The 22,146-nt window shown below is 67.9% G+C and carries 16 protein-coding genes; 7 read left to right on the top strand and 9 right to left on the bottom strand.

Translation table 11 applies throughout. The annotated features are described in order from the left end of the window. The first annotated feature begins 23 nt into the window (after positions 1-23). Positions 24-368 (top strand): hypothetical protein, encoded by a 345-nt coding sequence (locus YM304_RS03565; protein WP_015440271.1) that lies wholly within the window; start codon positions 24-26, stop codon positions 366-368. A gap of 65 nt (positions 369-433) precedes the next feature. Next, complete coding sequence (gene aroQ, locus YM304_RS03570; protein ID WP_015440272.1) at positions 434-874, top strand: type II 3-dehydroquinate dehydratase; 441 nt, start codon at positions 434-436, stop codon at positions 872-874. 40 nt (positions 875-914) lie between these two features. On the opposite strand, the gene YM304_RS03575 is transcribed toward aroQ, so the two are convergent. Continuing rightward, entirely contained in the window at positions 915-1,769 is an 855-nt protein-coding gene (locus tag YM304_RS03575) for a phosphate/phosphite/phosphonate ABC transporter substrate-binding protein (RefSeq protein ID WP_051071302.1), read from the bottom strand. 117 nt (positions 1,770-1,886) lie between these two features. Between YM304_RS03575 and YM304_RS03580 the strand changes: the two genes are divergently transcribed. Both YM304_RS03580 and YM304_RS03585 read left to right on the top strand, forming a co-directional pair. Continuing rightward, positions 1,887-2,678 carry an HpcH/HpaI aldolase family protein gene (locus YM304_RS03580; RefSeq protein WP_015440274.1) on the top strand — a complete coding sequence of 264 codons (792 nt, stop codon included), beginning with the start codon at positions 1,887-1,889 and terminating at the stop codon, positions 2,676-2,678. A gap of 87 nt (positions 2,679-2,765) precedes the next feature. Further along, positions 2,766-3,299: a VOC family protein gene (locus tag YM304_RS03585; protein WP_015440275.1), complete on the top strand. Its 534-nt coding sequence runs from the start codon at positions 2,766-2,768 to the stop codon at positions 3,297-3,299. Positions 3,300-3,343: 44 nt separating this feature from the next. Here YM304_RS03585 and YM304_RS03590 read toward each other — a convergent pair whose 3' ends face one another. From YM304_RS03590 to YM304_RS03615, 6 genes are all read right to left on the bottom strand, one after another. Continuing rightward, a complete protein-coding gene (locus YM304_RS03590) occupies positions 3,344-4,225 on the bottom strand; it encodes an SMP-30/gluconolactonase/LRE family protein (RefSeq protein WP_015440276.1) in 882 nt (293 codons plus the stop codon). A 325-nt stretch (positions 4,226-4,550) separates the two neighbouring features. Then, complete coding sequence (locus YM304_RS03595) at positions 4,551-5,447, bottom strand: haloalkane dehalogenase (protein WP_015440277.1); 897 nt, start codon at positions 5,445-5,447, stop codon at positions 4,551-4,553. 128 nt (positions 5,448-5,575) lie between these two features. Beyond that, positions 5,576-7,585 (bottom strand): DEAD/DEAH box helicase, encoded by a 2,010-nt coding sequence (locus tag YM304_RS25825; RefSeq protein WP_015440278.1) that lies wholly within the window; start codon positions 7,583-7,585, stop codon positions 5,576-5,578. 89 nt (positions 7,586-7,674) lie between these two features. Further along, on the bottom strand, positions 7,675-8,151 hold the full coding sequence (locus tag YM304_RS03605) for a GNAT family N-acetyltransferase (protein ID WP_015440279.1): 477 nt from the start codon (positions 8,149-8,151) through the stop codon (positions 7,675-7,677). Positions 8,152-8,255: 104 nt separating this feature from the next. Beyond that, positions 8,256-9,113 carry an LLM class F420-dependent oxidoreductase gene (locus YM304_RS03610; RefSeq protein WP_015440280.1) on the bottom strand — a complete coding sequence of 286 codons (858 nt, stop codon included), beginning with the start codon at positions 9,111-9,113 and terminating at the stop codon, positions 8,256-8,258. Between the two features lie 94 nt (positions 9,114-9,207). Further along, positions 9,208-10,116 (bottom strand): hypothetical protein, encoded by a 909-nt coding sequence (locus YM304_RS03615; RefSeq protein WP_015440281.1) that lies wholly within the window; start codon positions 10,114-10,116, stop codon positions 9,208-9,210. On the opposite strand from YM304_RS03615, the gene YM304_RS03625 reads away from it, so the two are divergent. Next, positions 10,115-11,302, top strand: coding sequence for an adenylate/guanylate cyclase domain-containing protein (locus YM304_RS03625; RefSeq protein ID WP_162142031.1), 1,188 nt, complete (start codon positions 10,115-10,117; stop codon positions 11,300-11,302). The genes YM304_RS03615 and YM304_RS03625 overlap by 2 nt on opposite strands. Positions 11,303-11,351: 49 nt before the next feature. On the opposite strand, the gene YM304_RS21905 is transcribed toward YM304_RS03625, so the two are convergent. Further along, on the bottom strand, positions 11,352-13,466 hold the full coding sequence (locus YM304_RS21905; protein ID WP_154723293.1) for a serine/threonine-protein kinase: 2,115 nt from the start codon (positions 13,464-13,466) through the stop codon (positions 11,352-11,354). 107 nt (positions 13,467-13,573) lie between these two features. Here YM304_RS21905 and YM304_RS03635 point away from each other — a divergent pair, with 107 nt between their 5' ends. Further along, on the top strand, positions 13,574-19,363 hold the full coding sequence (locus YM304_RS03635) for a prealbumin-like fold domain-containing protein (protein WP_154723294.1): 5,790 nt from the start codon (positions 13,574-13,576) through the stop codon (positions 19,361-19,363). 388 nt (positions 19,364-19,751) lie between these two features. On the opposite strand, the gene YM304_RS03640 is transcribed toward YM304_RS03635, so the two are convergent. After that, on the bottom strand, positions 19,752-20,201 hold the full coding sequence (locus YM304_RS03640; protein WP_041297970.1) for a hypothetical protein: 450 nt from the start codon (positions 20,199-20,201) through the stop codon (positions 19,752-19,754). 190 nt (positions 20,202-20,391) lie between these two features. Between YM304_RS03640 and purH the strand changes: the two genes are divergently transcribed. Next, on the top strand, positions 20,392-21,939 hold the full coding sequence (purH, locus tag YM304_RS03645) for a bifunctional phosphoribosylaminoimidazolecarboxamide formyltransferase/IMP cyclohydrolase (protein ID WP_015440286.1): 1,548 nt from the start codon (positions 20,392-20,394) through the stop codon (positions 21,937-21,939). Positions 21,940-22,146: the final 207 nt, after the last annotated feature.

Consider the following 22,146-nt stretch of genomic DNA (forward strand, 5'->3'; position numbering starts at 1 on the left):
CGGCTCCAGCGTCGACCAGTGCGGTGTCGAACGCACACCGCCTCGGCCGCTCGGCCGCCGTCATCGTCCTGTTCCTCGCCGCCGCCTGCTCCGGCAGCGACGACGAACCGTCTCCGACCGAACCGTCACCGACCGGCTCGGTCGTCACACCGATCGACGAGCCCGAGGCCACCACGGCCCCCGAGACCAGCACGGCCCCCGATCCCGCCGACGATGTCGAGTCGGTTCCGCCTGCGACCGACGACGCCGATCCGGCCGACACCGCGACCGACGGCACCGATCCCGCCGGCACCGATCCCGACCGGCCGTTGGTGATCAACGGGCCGGCCACGGTCGACCCCGACGAAGCCCCCACCACCGACGGCTGACCGGCCGCGGCCCGGCCGAGCAATGGAACCAGGAGCACGCGGCCCGAGCGCCTACGCTCGTCGGCATGTCGCTCGAGATCCTGCTGCTCAACGGGCCGAACCTCAACCTGCTCGGCACGCGTGAGCCCGAGGTCTACGGCGCCGACACCCTCGACGACATCGTCAGCGAGCTCACGTCGCTCGCAGCCGATCGCGGCCGCACCCTGCGACACGTCCAGTCGAACGTCGAAGGCGAACTCGTCTCGGCACTGCACGAGGCGCGCACCGTGGCGGCTGGGGTGGTGTTCAACCCGGGGGCCTACACGCACACCTCGATCGCACTGCGCGACGCGATCTCGGCGATCGAACTCCCGGTGGTCGAGACCCACCTGTCGAACGTCCACGCACGCGAAGAATTTCGCCACACCTCGATGCTGTCGGCGGTGTGTCTCGGAGTGATCGGCGGCTTCGGTCGCGACAGTTACCGACTCGCTCTCGACGCACTCATCACCCACCTCGACGCCTGACGGTCGCCGCGACGCGCAGCTCAGCGGTCGGCGCGTCCGCTCAGCGGTGCCACGACCGGCGTGCGGCAGCCTCGACTCGGTCGGCGACCACGTCGAACTCCTCGAGCTCACGCGCGCGGTAGCCGGAGATGTGCAGGCGCTCGGCGACCGGGGTGCCGAGCAGCGAATCCACGGCCGTGGCGAGCGCGTCGTCGAGCAGTGCTCGATGCTGAGCCAGCTCCCAAGCGACCACGCAGACCACACCCGGCGTCGGTTCCGTCGTGCCGATCACGGCGAGCTGGTCGGTGGCGTGCGACTCGTGTTCGAGCGCGAGGCGCCACGAGTGCACGTCGATCGCAGCGAGGTCGGCAGCTCCCGAGGCCACCGCCTGGATGGAGGCGCGATGAGCGCCGGTGAACAGCACCGGCCCGAACACGGGAGCATCGGCGATCTCGCGAACGAAGTTCCCCAGACTCCAGTAGCCCGACTGCGAATCGGTGCCGTTGGCGGCGAACGTCGCCCCGGCGAAGGCCAGCACGTCGTCGGTCGCCGATCCGTGCCCGACGTGGGTGCGTCGCGAATCGTCACGGCGACACACGACGACCGAGTAGTAGCTGCCGGGTTCGGGTTGCGGCAGGTCGAGCGGTGGGTCGTAGACGAGTGTCCCGAGCACCTCGGTCTCGCCGAGGCCGTCGCGAACCGGATTGAGCGAGCAGACCTGACCGACGATCATGCGCGGGTCGCGCCAGAGGGTCTCCAGGTGGTCGGTGCGCGTCAGCCCGATCGGGGCATCGAGGCCGCGAACCGTCACCTCGCGTGCGATCCGCGTCCAGAGTGCATCGATGTCGCTCGACACCTCCGGCCAGTCGTACATGGGGAGTCCGGCGATCAGCCCGCCGCCGCCATGATCGGTCACCGCGTCACGCCCACCGGGCCCAGCGACGATCGACTGCTCGGACACCTGCTCACGGCGGGCAACCTACCGCCCGAGCGCGGCCGAGGAGGTCGACGGCCCACGTGGCAAACTCGGCGCATGAACGACACGCCATCGCTCCGCCAGCTCTGGGATTCGGGTGCGACCACCCGTGGCGGGTGGCTGTCGATTCCGTCCACGGTCACCGCGGAGGCCGTGGCCCGAGCCGGATTCGACTACGTGTGCATCGACACGCAGCACGGAGCGATCGAGTACTCCGACTGTGTCGACCTGATCCAAGCGGTGCTCCTTGGCGGGAGCCGGCCGATCGTTCGGGTGCCCTGGAACGAGCAGGGGATCATCGGCAAGATGCTCGACGCCGGAGCGCAGGGCGCGATCGTGCCGATGGTGAACTCGGTGAAGGAGGCCGAAGCGGTGGTTCGCTCGTGCCGCTACGCCCCCGACGGAGCTCGCAGCTACGGGCCGGGCCTCGTCGCGCCGCGCACCGACGGCGACTACGTGGACTGGGCACGCAAGAACATCGCCGTGATTCCGATGATCGAGACCGTGCACGCGCTCGAGTCGATCGACGAGATCCTGGCCGTGCCGGGCATCGACGCCGTGTACGTCGGCCCCGCCGACCTGTCGCTGACGCTCGGACTACCAGCGGGCAACAACGACGACGACGAGTCGTTCGCCGCCGCCCTGACGACCATCGTCGACGCGTGTGAGCGAGCTGGGGTCGTTGCCGGAATCCACGCCAACGGCGCGCTCACCGCTCGGCGAGTCGCGGCGGGATTCCGCATGGTGACCGTGGCCGCCGACGCCGTCGTGCTGCGGGCAGGCCTCGCTCGCGAACTCGCCACGTCGCTCGAGAGCGACACCGCGGACGGCGACGGCTCGCTCTACTGATCCGGACGGCCGGCGCCCGGCTCGAACGTGACCGATTCGAGCGAGCTCCGGTCGTCACTCACCGCGTTCTCCTGGCAGAATATTGCGATGGCAACTAAATCTGGCTCGCCGCACTTCGGTTCCGACCACGACGGAGATCATCCCGATCGCACCGACGAATGGGAAGCGCTGCGCCAGCGATACCTGTTGCCGCCTGGAGATCGGCCCGCGTCCACCGCACGCGGGGTGCATCACCAAGCGCTCATCTCATCCGACGTCGCCACGACGATCGACTTCTACCAGGGGCTCCTGGGCTTCCCGCTCACCGAACTCTTCGAGAATCGCGACTACGAGGGCTCGACGCACTTCTTCTTCGACATCGGCAACGGCAACGCCCTGGCGTTCTTCGACTTCCCGGGGCTCGGTCTCGACGAGTACACCGAGGTGCTCGGTGGGCATCATCACCTCGCCATCTCGATCAGTCGTGACAACTGGGAGGAGGCGAAGCGCAAGCTGACCGATGCCGGCGTGGAGACGTACGAGGTCGGCGGGACGTCGATCTACTTCGCGGGTCCCGACGGAGAACGTCTCGAACTCATCTCCGACCCGCTCGGCGAGATGTACGGCATGACGGTGCTCTGAAGCATCGGCCGGCTCGTCGCCGCCGGCCCGTCACTGACGACTGATCACGGTCGTCCGGCCCGGGGACGGTCGACTCTGGTGGAGTAGATCGCGCCCGTCGCCGTGCCTGCGGCGACGCTGGGGTCGGCGTCGTCGCACGTGAGCACGAAGAGCGTCGTGCCGTCGTCGCCGCCGAGCATGCAGGCGTACGTGTTGTTCGGGGTGCCGAGACGCACGGTGCCCGGATCGCTCATCGTCATCGATCCACCGATCCGCACGACTTGCCGTCCAGCGGCGTCGGAGAACCAGATGTGATGGTCGGCGTCGAGCGTGCACCCGTCGGGTGCGGTGCCTTCCACCTCGGCCCAGACGCGCGGTTCGGTGAGCGAGCCGTCGTCGGCGATCGTGAACGCGGTGTACTGCCCGCCGAACGTCTCGCCGACGATCAGCGTGTTGCCGCTGTCGGTGATGACCGCGCCATTGGGGAACAGCAACTCGCGTGTGTCGGCGGTGACCGAACCGTCGGGGCGGACGATGGCGAGGGTGGTGGTCTCGACGGAGTCGCCGGCTTCGAAGTCGAAGCCGAAGTTGCCCACGTATGCCGTGCCGTCGTCGGCGACGACCATGTCGTTGGTGTGTCCGCCCGCGACGTGGGACAGATCGGCGTGTTCGACGATCGTCCCGTCGGCCTCACGGCGCATCACCTTGCGATCGAGCATCGACACGAACAGCAGTCGACCGTCGGGCAGCCAACCGAGACCCGACGGGCGACCGTCGTACTCGAGTTCGACGTGGCGCGTGCCCGAGCCGTCGGGGTGGATCTCGACCGACGAGATCGTCTGCTGGTAGAAGTCGCTGAACCACAGCCGACCGTCTCGCCAGCGGGGGCCTTCGCCGAAGTCGATTCCGTCGATGACGAGTGTCCAGTCGGCCTGCGAGTCGCTCATGGGTTCACCGTACGCCCCACCAACAAGCACCGCCAGCCCGAGGCGATTTCTGCCCAGGCAAATTGTCGTCGCGTGAGGGTGATTTCTGCCCAGGCCAAATGTCGTCGTGTGAGGGTGATTTTTGCCCAGGCAAATTGTCGTCGCGTGGAGATGATTTTTGGCCAGGCAAATTGTCGTCGCGTGGAGATGATTTTTGGCCAGGCAAATTGTCGTCGCGTGGGGGTGATTTTTGGCCAGGCTCGTTGTGGTCGCGTGGGGGTGATTTTTGGCCAGGCTCGTTGTGGTCGCGTGGGGGTGATTTTTGCCCAGGCTCGTTGTGGTCGGGTCAGGGGGTGAGCCAGGTGGCGATGGCTTGTCCGATCTCGTCGGGGCAGTCCTCTTGGATGAAGTGGAGGCCCGAGACCCGCACCTCGGTCTGGTTCGGCCAGCCGCGGCAGAACTCGCGTTGGCGGCCCACCAGAATCGAGCCGGGATCGGCGTCGACGAACAGCTTCGGAATGTCGTTGCTGTCCATCCAGTCGGCATAGCCCTGGACGATCTCGACCACGTCGGCGGGCTCACCGGCGATCGGGATCTGTCGCGGCCAGGTGAGCGTCGGCCGCCGATCCTCGCCAGCCGCCGCGAACGGAGCCCGATACACCGCGTGCTCCTCGGCGGTGAGTCCGCTGATGATCGCGTTCGGCAGCACGCCTTCGACGAACAGGTTCTTCTCGAGGCAGAGTTCTTCGCCAGCCTCCGAACGGAAGCCCTGGAAGATGCCGCGAGCGTTGGGCGGCCACTCGTCCCACGACGGGATCGGCTGGACGATCGCCTCCATGTAGGCGATGCCGGCGACACGGTCGCCATGTCGATGCGCCCAGTCGAAACCGAGTGCCGAACCCCAATCGTGCACCACCAGCACCACTTGGTCACCGAGGTCGAGTTCGTCGAGCAGCGCGTCGAGCCAGCGTCGGTGCTCGACGAAGGTGTAGCTGTCGGGTCCGACGTCGTCGAGTTTGTCGGAGTCACCTTGACCGATCAGGTCGGGCGCGACGACGCGACCCAGGTTCCAGACGTGGGGGATGATGTTGCGCCACAGATACGACGAGGTCGGGTTGCCGTGTAGGAACAGGATCGTCCGGTCGGACCCGTCGAGCGTGCCGGTGTCGAAGTACGCCATCGACTTCGTTGCACCGTCGACGGTGAGTGAGGCGTGCTTCTTCGGGAGTGGCGCGATCGTCATGCACAAACGATGACACGTTTTTCGCGAGTCGGAAGAAACAGCGGATCGAGGTGCCGCCTCGACCGACCGAGCGAGCGAACGAACGAACGAACGAGGATCGTCCGTCGGGGCCGACCGTGCGGCCGACGTCAGTTGTTGGCGCGTCGAACGCGGACGGGCTTGTTGCGGATCTTCGCCCCGTCCATGCTGCGCAGCACCTTGCCCGCGTGCTTCTCGGGAACCTGCACGAACGCCGACTTGTCGTTGATCTTGATCGCGCCGATCTCGTTGCCACGGATGTTCGACTCGTTGGCGATCGCACCGACGAGGTCGCCGGGCCGCACGCCGGCCGAACGACCGAGGTTGAACTGCAGACTGACGAACCCGGCTTCGACGTGGTGCGAGCCGTCGCTGTTGCGAACCGCACGATTCTCGAACGACTTGCCCGAACCGCGGTCGTTGCGGTCGCGCTGGCCGCGATGGCCCTGACCCTTGCCGCGGTCGTCCCACTTCTTGCCCTTGTCGGCGTGGGAGCTGACGTCGGGGATCTCCTGCTCGACGCTCGTGCGACCGGAGGTCTCGTGCGCCAGACGGACCGCGGCGATGGCGACGTCGATCGGATCGTTGTCGGCGGTGAGGCTCTCGACGATCGAGCGGTAGAGGTCGGCCGACTCGGTGTCGTTCAGCTTCTCGGCGACTTCGTTGCGCGTGATCTCCATGCGCTTCGCCGTGAGGTCGTTGACCGTCGGGACCTTCTCGATCGCGATCGGCTGGCCCGTGTAGCGCGCGATGTTGTTGATCTTGCGGTGATCCTTCGGGCCGCCGAGGGTGATGGCGATGCCTTCACGACCGGCTCGACCGACACGGCCGATGCGGTGCGTGTAGGCCTCGGTGGTCTGCGGGATGTCGTAGTTGACGACGTGACTCAGGTGGTCGACGTCGATGCCGCGGGCGGCGACGTCGGTGGCGATGAGCAACGTGGCGATGCCGTTCTTCAGACGGCCCATGGCGCGGTCGCGCTGGTCTTGGCTCATGCCGCCGTGGAGGGCTTCGGCGCGGTAGCCGCGGCCGTTCATCACGTCGACCAACTCGTCGACGTCTCCGCGAGTGCGGCAGAACACGATCGCGGCTTCGGGCGACTCCATGTCGAGAATGCGGGCCAGCGCCGACGCGCGGTGTGTGCGATGGCTGAGGTAGGCGGTCTGGCGGACCTTGGGCGGCGTGCCGTCGGTCTCGGTGGCCCGCTTGATGCTGATGCGCACCGGATCGGAGAGCTGACGCGACGCGATCGAGTCGATGCGGTTCGGCATGGTGGCCGAGAACAGCACCGTCTGGCGCTCGGGCGGAGCGGCGTCGAGGATCGCCTCGAGGTCTTCGGCGAAGCCCATGTCGAGCATCTCGTCGGCTTCGTCGAGGACGACCATCGCGCAGCGCGACAGGTCGAGCGAGCCGCGCTTGAGGTGGTCGAGCACTCGGCCCGGGGTGCCGATCACGATGTCGACGCCCGACTTCAGCAAGCTGAACTGCGGGCCGATGTTGGTGCCGCCGAAGAGCGCGGCGATGCGCACGCCGCGGTTGGCGCCGTACTGCTTGGTGGCTTCGGCGACCTGGTTGGCGAGCTCGCGGGTCGGGACGAGCACGAGGCCGAAGGGGATCTTCGACTTACCCGCGCCGGCCACACGGTCGAGCATCGGGAGCGCGAACGCGGCGGTCTTGCCGGTGCCCGTCGCAGCCTGGCCGAGCAGGTCGAAGCCGTCGAGCAGTGGCGGAATCGACTCGGCCTGGATCGGCGTCGGGATCTCGTAGCCGAGGTCGGTCAGCGAGCTGAGCAGCTCGTCCGACAGGCCGAGATCGCTGAAGCGAACCGTGTCGTCACCGTCATCATCGCCGTCGTCATCGTCGCCGCTGGCATCGTCGCTGTCGTCAGCATCGCTCGCGTCGTCGTTCGATGCGGGGGCTGGAGCGGATTCGGCTGCCGGCTCCTCGGTGGCGGTCGGCGGGGTGAGGTCGGCCGGGCCGGCATCGTCGATCGTCGGAGCCGGAAGATCGTTCGACGGATCGACGGCGTCGATGGCGACCGTGTCGTCGTTCTCGGTCGACGCTGGTCCGTCGACGAATTCGTTGTGTTGTTGTGAGTCAGGCGTGTCGCTCTGAGGCATGTGCTTCGGATCCCTTGGGTTTGTTGCCCCGTGGTTTCGAAGCACTCCAAGGTTACGGGGCCTCGCTGCGATCGGCTCGCGCTGTGGCCTCAGGCACCGACACTCGCGCCGGCGATGCGGTCTCCGGTGAGGTTGAGGATGAGCTCGACGCGACCATGGCCTCGTTCGATCGAAGTCCAGCCGAAACGCTCGCTGAGGCGCGACACCGGCCGACTGCGGCGGCTCGTCTCCATGACCAGACGCGGAAACGACAGCTTCGTGGCGGTCTGGATGACGTGGCTCAGCAGCAGTGTGCCGTGGCCCTGGCCGCGATGATCGTGATCGAGCACCACGGCCACTTCGCCGTCGCGCGACAGCGAGCACATGCCGACGAGACGCCCGTCGAGCATCGCTCCGAAGCGGAGCCGCTGCGGGTCGCTGACCTTGCGCACGAGCGACGGGAACGGTTTCGGGTTGCAGCGGTCTGCTGCACCGAATCGCCGTGATTCGGCGCGCAGGCCGTCGACGAACGGTTGGATCTGGCCGTAGAGGCTCGGATGGTCGATGGCTGCGATGTACGAAGTCACGAGGTCATCTTCGCCACCGTCGGTGTCGGCAGTGTTTCGAGAAGTTGGACACCGCGTGAGCGGTCGGAGCGCCGCTCCGAGCCGCCCCGAGGGTCTGGTTCGGGTCAGGCGTCGGCGACGGCTGCGACCAGTGGAGCGAACTCGTCGAGCTTCGCCATCACTTCGTCACGCGGGCCCTGCGGCAGCACCATCACCACACGAGACATGCCGGACTCGGCGAGCGCAGTCAGCTTCTCGACCGACGGCGCGGCGCCGAACAGGCCGCGTTCGACCGTTTCGGGGTCGCGCCCGATCTGCTCGCAGGCCTCGACGACGAGGTCCCACTTCTCGAGTGGGTGGCGGCCGCCGATCGGCATCCACCCGTCGCAGAACTCGGCGATGTCGGCGGCGGTCTTCGGGCCGGCATTGCCGCCGAGGATGATCGGTGGGCCACCCTCCTGCGTCGGCTTCGGCCATGCCCAGCTCGACGAGAAGGTCACGTGGTCACCCGAGAACGAGGCTTCGTCGTGGGTCCACAGCTCCTGCATCGCGTAGATGCGCTCGCGCAGCAGGGCGCGCCGTTCGCCGTAGGCCGTGCCGTGGTGCGCCATCTCCTCCTTGTTCCAGCCGTACCCGATACCGAAGAGGAAGCGACCCTTCGAGATCCGGTCGAGGCTCGCGACCTCCTTGGCCGTGTGGATCGGGTCGCGTTGCGCGACGAGGCAGATGCCGGTGGCGAGCTTGATCTCGGAGGTCACCGCCGCGCACGCGCCGAGCGCGACGAACGGATCGTGCGTGCGCCAGTAGTGCTCGGGGAGTGGCGGTGCCGCCGGGTTGCCGCCCCACGGCGTCGCTCGGCTGGTCGGGATGTGCGAATGCTCGGGGAACCAGAGCGATTCGAAGCCGCGGGCTTCGGCTGCGCGGGCGAGTTCGACCGGATCGATGGTCTGGTCGGTCGGGAAGATCGTGAGGCCGAGGTGCATGGCGCGAACGTAGCCAAGGCATCGGTCGGCGTCGGCAGCGTGCTGCGCCGGGCCAGCCTCGTCGTCGCGTCCGAAACCGATGTACCCGACCGGGTCAGACGGTCGTGTCGTCGAGGCCGGTGTCGGCGTCGTCGTCGGTCGCGTCGTCCGCGTCGGTCGCCGCGGCGACGGCGGCGAGGGTCTCGTCGAGTTCGCGGAGGTCGTCGAGTTCTTCTTCGTCGAGGTCGTCACCCGCGCCCGGCGCGGCGTACCCGGCCGCGAACGCGACGGCGGTCGGGATGATCAGCAACGGCCACCACGCCACCGACGGCAGTGGGAAGATGCGCAACACCGAGAACGCGACGGTGAGCAACATGCCCACGCCGAGCCCGGAGATGGCGAAGCGCAGACCGCGCCGGAACCGGTTGGGCGGCAGCGTTCGCCGAGCGAGCCCCTGCAGGTTGAGGAAGATCGACCCGGCGGTCACGAAGAACAGGAGCAACGCGAACAGCGCCATGGTGGAGGTGACGCTGCCGCGAACATCGACGGCGAAGTCGGTGGTGGCCAACAGTTGCCGGTCGTCGCCGGGCGCGTACAGGGCGAGTTTCGACCGGAGGTAGCCGTGGGCCTGGCTGTCGATGTCGAAGAAGTCGAGCGGTACCCGCACCTCCCGGGTCTCGCCGGGGCCGAGCTCGACAGCGATGCGCGTGGTGTAGGTGAGGAACGTGAGACCGAGCATCTCGCCTTCGAGACGCAGGTAGCGGACGGCCTGGGTCGTGTCGCTCGTGTTCGTCATCGTCATCGACAGTTGCGATTCTTCGGTCGACAGCGGAAGTGGGTTCGAGGCGTCGGCGTCGTCGAGGTGGATGTCGTCGATCGTCGCGTCGATCTCGAGGACTTCGTCGGTCGAGCCTCCGCACGCCGACATGACGAGTGCGGCGCAGACGGCGAGCGCGCCCATCAGTCGCGTGCCCCCGCCTGATCGGAGGCGGGACGCAGATGCGGTGGCGGAGGAAGGGTGCATGTTCGATCTCGAGGTGAGGGCGGTGGTCGTACATTACGGCCACCGCGCCACAGCATGCACGACAACGCGTCGCCCGGCATTAACGAGTCGGCCCGCCTGCGCGTCGCAGGCGACAGACAGCACCACGACCTTCTACGCTGAGACGGTGCACCCCGTCGTCGAAATCCGTCAGCCGAACCAGCCGACGCTGTTCATCTCGATCCGCGGTCCGCTCGAGGTCGGGCGGGAGTGCAACGGCGTGTTGCTCGCCGATCCGCAGGTGTCACGCCGGCATCTGTCGATCGACGTCGACGCCGGCCGAGTGATCGTGAGCGACCTGGGCAGCACCAACGGCTCGACGCTCGACGGCAACCGGTTGGTCGCCCCGTCGGTGCTCGGTCCCGGCAGCGAGGTGAAGTGCGGGGAGACCACGATTCGCCTCGACGCTCCGGTTGCGGCGGTGAAGCCGGTCGACGACGCCAAGGGAACCGTCGTGTCGGGCGCCGACCTCGACCCGACCGGCACGATCGTCGCGACGCCTCCGACGGTGACTCCGAACGCTCCCGATCCGCTCCTCGTCGCGCAGCGCCCGATCGCCGGTGGAGACGAGGCCGTGTATCGCACGTCGATCGACATGGTCGCCGAGAGCGCGCAGAGCGATGGTGTCGACGTGAGGGCGCTGCCCGCCGATCAGGGCACCGTGACGATCGTGTTCAGCGACATCGAGTCGTCGACCGAGCGCAACGTGCAACTCGGCGACCAGGTGTGGATGCAGGTGCTCGGCGACCACAACCGCATCGTCACCGACCGCGTCAACCAGTACGGCGGCACGATCATCAAGAATCAGGGCGACGGTTACATGCTCTCGTTCTCGGGTGCCCGCGTGGCGCTCGACTGCATGATGGCCGTGCAGCGCGACCTCACGGCACACGCCAGCGCCAACCCCGACCGATCGGTGCGAATCCGCATCGGCATGCACACCGGCGAAGTGCTCGCCGACCAAGACGGCGACCTGTTCGGCACGCACGTCGTGGTGGCCGCTCGCGTCGCCAACCTCGCGCAGGGCGGCGAGATTCTGGTGTCGTCGTTGACGAAGGAGATCATCGCCTCACGCGGCGACATCACCTTCGACCCGCCTCGCAACGTGCATCTCAAGGGCATCGGCGACGCAGTGGTGTACCCGATGGACTGGGCCCGCCACGGCTGAGTGACCAACCTGGTTATTTCCATCCCGGATGGAAATAACCAGGTTCGTGTCAGCGTGAGGCGAGGGCTTTGATGGCCGTGTGGCGCAGCGCTTGTTTCGCGGCGCGTCGGCGCTGACGATTCGCTCGCGTTGCGAGGCCGAGTGCTGCCGCACCCAGCGCGCACAGCGCAGCCGGACCGACGAGGGCGACGAGACCCCGTTCGGTGCCGACGATGATCGTCAACGCGGCCGACACGCCGGCGCCGAGCAGCCCGCCGGTCACGACGAGACCGACGAACGACGTGAACCCGCCTCGGCCTCGGCGGAACGCGCGGAGGTTCGACTCGACACCGGCCACCGCGAACAGGATCAGCAGGATCGAGATCACACCCGCGGCGGTGAGGAACCAGGCATTGGTGGCAGTCACTGCGAACTCGGAGCTCGTCACGACGTCGCCGGTCGGGTCGGCGAACTCGACGGTCGCGGTCATCGATCCCGCCGAGACGTTGCCGATGAAGCCGGTGTTCAACGTTCGGAACGAGCCACTCGTGTTGCCCGGAATCGAGTCGGTCGCACCGACCGGGATGCCGAATTGCTCGAAGCTCATCGAGACCTCGACCTCGTCGGGCACGGCGAGACCGTCGACGACGAGGGGCTCGCCGAGGTCGATCTCGATCGGGCCGGACGCGTCGACGCGCTCCCCGTTGACGGTCATCTGGGCGATGGCCGGATCGGTGTCGAGGTCTCCCGAGCCGCCACCGACGAGCGCCCAAGCGAGACCGGCGATGAAGAGGATCGCGGCGATGGCGTACTGCGCAACTGGCCGAGCGGGCGGTGCCAAGACCTCGGAGATGTCGATGAGTTGGTCGATCTGATCGGCCTTGGCCCGCCCGAGGTCGCGATCGGTCGCCTGCGGCTTCACCGGAGTCAGCGCCGCCGGCGCCCGTGATGGTGTCGGTGAAGGTGTCGTTGATGCCGTCGGTGATGGTGTCGGCGAACCGGCGTCGGAGCCACCGGTGTCGCCCGTGTCGGCCGTGCGGCCGTCGTCCGGTGCGACCTCGACATCGCTCGGGGTCGCTGAGGCGGTCGATGACGCGGTCGATAGGGGGTCGATGTCGCTCGGCGTCGTCGGCACGACGGTCGAGGTGGCTTCCGACGGCGCCGCGTCACCGGGCGCGGCGCCCGCCACGACGGTGCCACGCGCGCCGCTGCTCGGCTCGGCGGTCGGCCGCTGCGGCACTTCCCCCGGGCGGAGGGTGCGAGCGGCACGGCCGATGCGTTCGGAACCGAGGACCGCGACCCCGGCGGCGTCGAGCCAGGCGGGGCCCCATGCCTCGACGGCCGCCTCGGCGAGCAGCGTGCCGAACAGCTCGGCCGATGCGATGCGTTCCGACGTGGAGCGAGCGAGCCCGCTCATCGTGACGTCGGCGATCGGGGTCGGGACGTGTGGCGCTGCCGTGGTGACCGGCATCGGATTGGAGGTGATCCGCTGCGTCAACATCGCGACGAGCGAGTCGGACGAGTCGAACGGCAAGCGGCCCGACAGCATCTCGTAGAACATCGTCGCCGTGGCGTACACATCGGCGGCAGGCCCGACGTGCTTGCCCTCGGCCTGCTCGGGCGCCATGTAGGCGGGCGTGCCGAGCACCGACCCGGCGACCGTGGCCTTCGTGCTCGCACCGTTGACCATACGCGCGATGCCGAAATCGGTGACCTTCAGCACGCCGTCGGCGTCGAACATCAGATTCTCCGGCTTGATGTCTCGATGGAGCACGCCCTGGTCGTGAGCGTGCTGCATCGCGGAGCAGGTCGCCAGCGTGAGCGCGGTCGCTCGCGGCATCGTGAGCCCGGCGCTGACGAACTGGTCCCAGACGGTTCCGCCGGGAAGCTGTTCCATGACGAGCACACAGTGGTCGTCACGCTCGATGTAGTCGTAGACGGGGACCACGTGCGGGTGATTCAGCGCGGCGAGTGCCTTGGCCTCGACGACGAAACGCTCACGCGTGGCGGCATCGGCGGCCAGGGCCCCCTGCAGTTCCTTCACCGCGACCAGACGGTCGAGGCGCTGGTGGCGGGCGAGGTGCACCACGCCCATCGCACCTCGGCCCAGCTCCCGTTCGATCGAGTACTCGGGAAGCAGCGCTGCCAGATGATGTCGGCCGGATGTCGGCTGCCCGCTCGTCACTCGCAGCACAGTACCGAAGCGACGTCAGCGGGGCGTGAACGATGCGGAACCAGCCGCGACCAGCGGCGATTAACGCTCGGTTCACGTGCCATCCGTAGTCTTGTGTGATGGCTGGTGCGAGCACGATGCGCAGAACGCGCTCTCGACGCTTCGCCGCGCTACGACTGATGTCGTGCCTGGCCGTGGTCCCGATCGGCCTCGGACCGACCGTGGTGGCGTTCGCCGACTCGGCAACGCCCAGCACGACGGAACCCACGGCGACCACCGAGCCGGCCCCCACACCGACCGTTCCGACGACCCAGAGCACGACGGTCGCGCCCGACACGACCGCGCCGACGACTCCCGTGCCGACGACTCCGCCCGTGACGACCGCCGTCGCCACATCGACCACGGTCGCTCCCGCCGAGCCGCCGACCGCGACGTCGACCAGCGAACCCTCGCCCGACACCACCACTCCAGGCACCAGCACTCCAGACACCAGCACCCCGGAGAACACGACGCCGGGCACCAGCACCCCGGTGAGTACGACGATCGACCCGGCCTCGACCGTCACACCGTCGACCTCGGTGCCGACCGAGGCCTCCTCGACCACGGTCGATCAGCAAGCGGCCACGACCGACCTCGGTGCCACGCCTGCAGCCTCGAGCACCGTCGTTCCCACCAGCGTCGCGACGGGTTCCGCGGGCCCGGAGAGCACCACGACGATCCCGACCAGCACGAGTACGACGAGCACCACGCCGGGTCCGCTTCGTGCGCCGGCACCGCCATCGGCCGCGCCGCCGAACACGATGTGGACGCTCGGACTCCGCTACCTCGGCGGCACCACCTACACCGGTACGTTCGACCTGTACCTACGCGCGCAGTTCGGCGGCACGACCGTCGAGCTCACCGACGGCCAGGTGTCGCTGCCGCTCGCCCGCCGAACCGGTTTCGACGAGTACGTCCGCGTCGAGATGGGTTCGAGCTACGTCGCCGCGTTCCCGTTCACCTGGGAGTGCACGGGCGATGTGTCGGGCACACAGATCGGAACCACGCAACAGTTCACGCCGGCCGTCGACGCGATGGACGCCACGATGGACTGCGTCTTCATCATCGACAACACCAACCCACCCGTCGTCGACGTCGTCTCCGAAGTCGTCGGTGACGACACCGGCACCGTCAGCTTCGACTACAGCATCGACTACGCGTCGTACGACCGGGTCAACGTCACCTCCTTCGGTGGCGGCGACGGCACCACCGGATCCGCGGCCGGTCTCGCCGGATTCTCGCTCGGGGTCACCGCCACCGATGCAGCGACCAACCCACCCAACGTGCAGTCGACCGCTCGCTGCGTCGACGCCGGCGGTGGGTACGTCTCGAACGGATACTCGGGCTCGGTCTCGACGCCTCGAGACCACATGACCAGCGGAGCGCGGATCACCTGCACCTTCACACACGTCGTGCCGTCGACGCTGACGATCATCGAGGACGTCGTGCCCGACGACTCGACCGCACCAGCCGCCGACTACTCGATCACTCGATTCCGAACAATCGAGAATCTGAGCGCCTGGCAGTTGAGCGACGGCCAGACACAGACCTTCACGCTGCGGCCCGACTACAGTGGCAACGCCACGATCACGCGCACCGAGGTGCCGGGGTGGGACCTCGACCGGGTCGACTGCGTTCACGACGTCGGCGGATCGGTGCAGCCGTACACCGACTACGACGTGACCCTCGGATCCACGAGCGGGCGAGCGGCGTTCCCCTCACCGCCTCCCGGCACCGACATCGTCTGCACGTTCGTCGCCGTCCCGGCCGGCGCGCCGTCGGTGTTGGTGAAGGTCGAGCCGAACGTGATCGACGAGTCGGCGTACGACGACTTCGTGGTCGAGGTACGCGATGACGGAGGAAGCCTCCTGCAGACGATCACGGCGGCGCCCAGCGGTGGGACTCAGACCGAGCCGCTCCCGTCGGGCGGGACGTACGCCGTCACCATCACCAACCCGCAGGGGCTCGACATCACCTGGACCTGCGACGGAGTCGTCACCACCGACCCGACCGCATCGTTCCCGACGATCCTCGGCGAGACCGCCGACTGCACACTCGCCCTCGTCGAGCCGATCCCGACCGGCACGACCACCTTGAGCCTTCGCAAGAACGAAGACCCCGACTACTTCTACTTCCAGAACTACGGCGTCGAGGTGAACAACGGCGACTACCGCATCGCCTCCGGAGTCATCGCCGAAGACGAGCCGGCGCTGGTCATCACCGGCCTCGCCGCGCAGACGTTGACGATCACCGAGACGAGTCGCAACTCGGAGTACGAACTCGCCTCGGTGGTGTGCACCAACGTCGATTCGACGTCGCCGATCACGCGACGCGCCTACATCGATGGTCCGACGGACGGCAACCTCATCCGAGAAGGGGTGTTCTCGATCGACTTCGTCGACGGCGTCGACATCGACTGTCTGCTCACCAACTCGCCGAGCACGGCCACGTCGATCCTGCGGGTCGAGACCATCACCGACCCCGCCGGCTCGTCGCAACAGTTCGACTACTCGATCGATCCGGCCGCCCTCGTTCCGGTCGACCCGACGTTCGCACAGGGCGACGGCGACGAAGCGAGCCGGGAGGTCGCGGGCGGCGAGTTCTACACCGTCACCCAGAGCCCGGTCGCCGGATTCGCCACCGAGTCGGCCTGCTTCCCCACGTCGGGCATCCCCTTCTACTCCGACGACCTCGAAGCGGGGACGTACGTCGAGAACGACGTCGACTACACCTGTCGGTTCATCAACACGTTCGCACCTGCCTCGCTGACCGTCGGGGTCGACGTCGAACCCGACGACCCGGCGATCGACACCCAGGTGTCGATCGATCGGGCGGGCACCTACGTCGCAACCGACGACACCATGATCAGCGGCGACGGATCGGTCGTGGCGTCCACGCTCGTCGATGGCACGTACACGATCTCTCTCGAGTACCCGTACGCCCAGCACGTCACCGGTGTGGTCGGCGCCGGGTGCACCCAAGGGGTCACGACGGTGCAGACGGTCGGCGGCGTGCCAACGACGCGCACCACCATCATCACCGCCGAGATCTCGGGCGGCGCCGACGTCTCCTGTACGGCCACGCTCGAAGTGGCGCCGCAGCTCGCCCAGATCACGGTCGTCACCGACGTGCCACACGGTCTCGCCCCGACGGCCGGCTATGACGTGGCGCCATCGGCCGACGTCATCGGCGCAGCGACCTTCGCACACATCGGATCCGACTCGTCGACGTTCGACGTCGACATCGGTCCTGCGTTCACCATCACGCAGAGCTTGCCTGCGGGGTACACGGTGAGTGCCGAGTGCGTCGACGCACTGTCGGTCGACGTCGCAACGGGCACCTCTGCGGTCACCTTCACGCCGGCAGACGCCGACGACATCACGTGCACGTTCACGCTGACGCCCGAGTCTCCGACGGTCACGGTCCGAACCGTCACCGTGCCGGCCACCACGGGCGGAACCCCGGCGTTCGACTACGCCGTGTCGCCCGACGGTGGCTTCAGCGGAGCGTCCTCGCCGTTCAGCCAGTCTCACGACGACGAGACCACGCTCGTCCTCGACCCGCACGCCGTGTTCGACCCCGCCGACTTCTTCGGCGTCTCGCCGTACCCCGGCCCCGGCGTTCCGACGATCACCCAGGACCCGCACGCCGACCACACCACCCGCGTCGGTTGCTACGACGCCGACACGGCCACCGAACCGGCGAGCTACGCCGACGCGCTCGTCGTCTCGCCCGCACTCGTGCCGGGCCTGAACGTCGTGTGCATCTTCGAGAACCGTCTCGATGTGCCGAGCACCTACAGCGTCACCATCGACGCGATCGTCAGCACCGGCCTCGTCGACGTCGCCGATCGATTCTCGTTCGTGGCCTTGCTCTCCGGACCAGGTCTGCGCGGTCCGATCGCCACCGGCGCCCCGCAGACCCCGTCGTTCGCCGACGGCGACAGCACCTCGGTGTTGATCGACGCCGGCACCGCGATCACCATCGACGCCACCGACGCGCTCGCCGGCGCCGACGGTTTCGAGTACTCGATCGACTGCGGCGTCCCCGTCGTCGTCAACGCTCCCGTCACCGTCACTCCGGTCGGTGACCTCGACTGCACGCTCACCTTCGAAGCCCGCACGGTGACGGTCGAGAAGTTCGTCGACCCCGTCGTCGTCGGTGGATTCGACGAGTTCGAGATCGGCCTGGCCCCATCGGTCGACCCGTCGACGTCGTTCGTCCTCCAGGACGGCGACAGCGAGATCGTCGTCGTCTCGCTCACCGGCACGCCCGACCTCACCGAACTCGATGCCGGCCCGTACGAGCCGTCGATCCGGTGCACACAGGTCGGCTTCGGCGGGCCGGTCGCGCCGCCGACCGGCCCCTTCGGCGGAGACACCGTTCAACTGCCGGACGATCGCATTTCGTACGACTGCGACGTGATCAACAGCGTGCCGGTCACCCCGGCCTTCGAGATCACCCTCGAATCCGAACTCGACTTGGGCGACGTTGCGATCCCTCGCGATTTCCCGGGTGTCGAGGTCGAGTTCGACGGCGACCTCGCCGACGGCGCGGTGCCGCAGTTCGGCCAGGTGCCACAGTTCGGTCCAACCGATCTCACGGGCCGACGGAACGTTCACCAGCCGACGCTCGGGGCGCCCCTCGGCAACCTGCTCGACACGGTGACGGTGAGTCCGAACGGCACCGTGTCGGTCTTCGTCGTCGACGGCGGCGACGTCACGATTCGACCATCGACCGGCTCCGAGCAGTTCGCCACGTCGATCAGTTGTCCCGCGGGCATCGTAGGAGTCGACGGCTCCGTCACGCTGCAGAACGTCGGCGCGGCGACCACGTGCGTGATGCGCAACGCCGCCGGCAACGTCACGCTCACCCACACCGTCGTCGGCCCGACCAGTGAAACGTCGTGGCCGTTCACGATCAGCAACGTGGTCGCCGGCCCGTCGGCCACGTCGCTCGGCAACGGTGGGTCGGTCACCGTCGCGGTCGGCGTCGACGCCCCGACGACAATGACCCAGACCGATGCACTCGGCGCGACATCGGTGGCGAGTTCGTGCGGCGCGGTCAGCCTCACCTCGCTCAGCGGCTACCGGTCGTTGATCGACTCGCTGATCGACAGTTCCGAAAGCGTCGCCGTCGGCGGCGGACAGAGCGTCACCTGTCGCTTCGTGACCGAGTACGCCACCACGAGCCCGCCGACCGTGCCGCCGACGACCGTTCCTCCGACGACGGCACCGCCGACCACGACGCCGGGCACGACGCCCGTGGTTCCGACCAGCACCGTGGTGCCGACGACCACCGTGCCGTCGTTGCCGGGTCCGACCGTGGCTCCACCCGGTACGACCCCGCAGATCCCGTTCGCCCCACCCGGCGCGACCATCCCGACGATCCCAGCATCGACCACACCGGTGGACACGACCACGACCACGCCCGACGAGCCGGCGGCGCCGTCGACGACCATGCCACCGGCCGACGAGTCGACACCGACCGATACGCCATCGACCACCGTGCCCGACGAGCCGGCGGTCGTCATCACCGACGACCCCGACACTCCCGACGTGTTCGTCGACATCGGCGACCCCATCCCCGTCGACATCGACTGCGATGGCACCACCACCATCTTCGTCAACGGTGTCGAGCAGTCACGCGTCGACCAGATCGAGCCGTCGGCGTTGGGCCTCGGCGACCACGTGATCGAAGTGCGCTGTGACGACGAGACGATCACCGAAGTGCGCGCCGTCGTGTTCGAACAAGACGAGGGCGCACCCGCCGGAAGCAACATGACCGTCATCGTCATGTTCGTCGTCATGGCCGTCGGGGCCTTCGTGTTCGCTCCGAGCGCCGCCGGTCGCAAACGCCTCGCTCTCTGAACCCGCGGGCCCGTCACGGCGAGTCCGGCGCGCCGGCGTCATCGCAGCGTCGCCACCCGTACGAGCCTGACGCGCCAGCGTGATGACGCACGCTGCATCGACGCGCTGCGTTCGCGGTCTGCGCGGGCGGGGTCGGACGCACACGTCGCTCGCCGCATTCGCCCACGACCAAGCGCGGCGTGCCACTCCGGCCCGGTCACGCTGGAACCGGCGCACGACCGTGAGCCGGACTCGCGGTCGTACGTGCCCGACGAAGACCAGCCGTCGACCTCGGGTGAAAACAGCGAACGACCCGATCGGACGGATCCGATCGGGTCGTTCAGGGTTCCCGTCGAGCTCGTGCGGCAGGTGCCGCAGTTCGCCCGCTCTCCGCGTCAGCGGAGCGACATCACTGCGCCGGAGGAGGGGGCGGCGGGGTGCTGTCGTCGCCGTCGAAGGCGTCTTTCAACTTGTTCATGTCGGTGAGGTCGGACAGCTCGCCGCCGCCGGCCTGGAAGTTCATGAACGCACCGGCTGCGGCGATGGCCGACCAGACGAGTGCGCCGAACATGCCGATGCCACGGTCGAGGTCGATGCCCAGCTCGGAACGGCCACCGAGGATGACCTGGATGAGCATGAGGAGCGTGGCGAGGCCCGCCATGCCGAGGAAGATGATGCCCCACGGTTGCGTCTCGGGAAGCTTGCCCATCGCCTTGAGGCCAGCGAGCACGCCGACCGCGACGACGAGGAGCCAGGCGATACCGCCCGTGATGAAGTAGTTGAACGGCCCGTCCCCGCTCTCCGAGAAGCCGCCGATGCTGATCGTCGACCACGGCAGTGCGAAGCCGAGAATCAGCATCGCTGCACCGCCTCCAACCATCAACCAGTCCGATGTTTTGAAATTGCTCACTTGATTGCCCTCCTGAGGGTGTTGTGCGTCACTGAGACTGGTCACGACCGTAGACGATCGTGCGATCGTGCTGGTGGAAATTACCCAGCGTGTTGCATTCCTGTGACGTTGCCGGGCCCGTCGCACTAGGTTCGGATTCGTGCCTACCGCATTGCTGTCCGTGTACGACAAGACCGGGATCGCAGATCTCGCAAAATCATTGAGTGAGCTGGGGTGGTCGCTGGTCTCGTCCGGCGGAACGGCCAAGGCCATCGCCGACGCCGGGGTCGACGTGACCGACGTCGTCGAGTGGACCGGCGTGCCCGCGATCCTCGGCCACCGAGTGGTCACACTGCACCCCAAGGTCCACGGCGGAATCCTCGCCGATCCGACCGATGCCGAGCATCAGGCCGACATGGCCGCCTACGGCATCACCCCGATCGATCTGGTCGTCGGCAACCTCTATCCGTTCGGTGCCGACCTCGACTCGTTCGATCACGGCAGCGGGTCGGCCATCGACATGATCGACATCGGCGGACCTGCGATGGTCCGCGCCGCGGCCAAGAACCACGCGTTCGTCGGCGTGGTCGTCGACCCGGCCGCCTACGACGGCGTGGTCGAGGAGTTGCGCGCCGACGGCGAACTCAGCGCGGCCACACGTCGTCGCCTCGCACGTGACGCGTTCGCCCACACCGCTGAGTACGACGCGGCGATCGTCACGTGGTTCGACCAGTCCGACGACGCCGAACTCGCCGCCAACGGCAGCCCGGTGCTGCCCGCGTCGATCCACCTCGCGCTCGAGCAGGCACAGCCACTCCGCTACGGCGAGAACCCGCACCAAGACGGCGCTCGCTACCGCCAGGTCGGCGCCACCAGTTGGTGGGACTCGATGACCCAACACGGTGGCAAGGAACTCAGCTACCTCAACGTGTTCGACACCGAGGCCGCGTGGCGACTCGTCAACCGTTTCGACGACCCGGCCGTGGTCGTCGTGAAACACGCGAACCCGTGCGGTGTCGCGCTCGCCGACGACATCGGCGCCGCGTACGTCGCGGCCAACGCCTGCGACCCGGTGAGTGCCTTCGGTGGCATCGTCGCCGCGAACCGCACCGTGACCAAGGAGATGGCCGAACCGTTGTCGAGCGTGTTCACCGAAGTCGTCGTCGCCCCCGGCTTCGACGACGACGCGCTCGAGATCCTCACCGCGAAGAAGAACCTGCGCGTGATGAGCGCCAACGCACCTTCGCCGCTCCCGTTCGACATGCGACCCGTCGACGGCGGTCTGCTCGTGCAGCACCCCGACGTGGTCGGCGGTCGCACCGACGCCTGGACCGTCGTGACCGATGCGCAACCGTCCGATCAACAGTGGATCGACCTCGAGTTCGCCTGGCAGGTGTGCGCCGCAGTGAGCAGCAACGCCATCGTCTACGCGAAGGACGGCCAGGCGTTCGGCATCGGCGCCGGCCAGCAGAACCGACTCGACTCGGCGCGCATCGCCGCCGACCGAAGCGACGGCCGAGCCGTCGGTGGCGCCTGCGCGAGCGACGCGTTCTTCCCGTTCCGAGACGGCCTCGACGCCGCGGCCGCTGCGGGCATCACCGCCGTGATCCAGCCCGGCGGCTCGGTCCGCGACGAAGAAGTGATCGCCGCCGCCAACGAACACGGCATCACCATGGTCTTCACCTCCACCCGCCACTTCCGCCACTGACTCCAGGCGGGCCAGCTTTCCGTCTGACTGCGTTCCGTGAGCTCGTCACTGACGCCCGGTCAGCTTCCTCGCCACGCGCCTTGTCAGACGAAAACCGTGATCCCGCCTGGAGACGGATTGTCGAACGACAGGAGCCCACGTCGCCGCGGCGGCCTGGCGGCGCCTTGGTCTCGAACGATCTGCCGGCGCCTCAGCAAGCTGATTCGA

The sequence above is a fragment of the Ilumatobacter coccineus YM16-304 genome, from assembly GCF_000348785.1.
Classification (GTDB): domain Bacteria; phylum Actinomycetota; class Acidimicrobiia; order Acidimicrobiales; family Ilumatobacteraceae; genus Ilumatobacter_A; species Ilumatobacter_A coccineus.

Coding starts and splice junctions, on each gene's coding strand:
- aroQ (WP_015440272.1), top strand. CDS start 434: ATGTCGCTCGAGATCCTGCTGCTCAACGGGCCGAACCTCAACCTGCTC.
- YM304_RS03580 (WP_015440274.1), top strand. CDS start 1,887: ATGAACGACACGCCATCGCTCCGCCAGCTCTGGGATTCGGGTGCGACC.
- YM304_RS03585 (WP_015440275.1), top strand. CDS start 2,766: ATGGCAACTAAATCTGGCTCGCCGCACTTCGGTTCCGACCACGACGGA.
- YM304_RS03590 (WP_015440276.1), bottom strand. CDS start 4,225: ATGAGCGACTCGCAGGCCGACTGGACACTCGTCATCGACGGAATCGAC.
- YM304_RS03595 (WP_015440277.1), bottom strand. CDS start 5,447: ATGACGATCGCGCCACTCCCGAAGAAGCACGCCTCACTCACCGTCGAC.
- YM304_RS25825 (WP_015440278.1), bottom strand. CDS start 7,585: ATGCCTCAGAGCGACACGCCTGACTCACAACAACACAACGAATTCGTC.
- YM304_RS03610 (WP_015440280.1), bottom strand. CDS start 9,113: ATGCACCTCGGCCTCACGATCTTCCCGACCGACCAGACCATCGATCCG.
- YM304_RS03625 (WP_162142031.1), top strand. CDS start 10,115: ATGTTCGATCTCGAGGTGAGGGCGGTGGTCGTACATTACGGCCACCGC.
- YM304_RS03615 (WP_015440281.1), bottom strand. CDS start 10,116: ATGCACCCTTCCTCCGCCACCGCATCTGCGTCCCGCCTCCGATCAGGC.
- YM304_RS03635 (WP_154723294.1), top strand. CDS start 13,574: ATGGCTGGTGCGAGCACGATGCGCAGAACGCGCTCTCGACGCTTCGCC.
- YM304_RS03640 (WP_041297970.1), bottom strand. CDS start 20,201: ATGCTGATTCTCGGCTTCGCACTGCCGTGGTCGACGATCAGCATCGGC.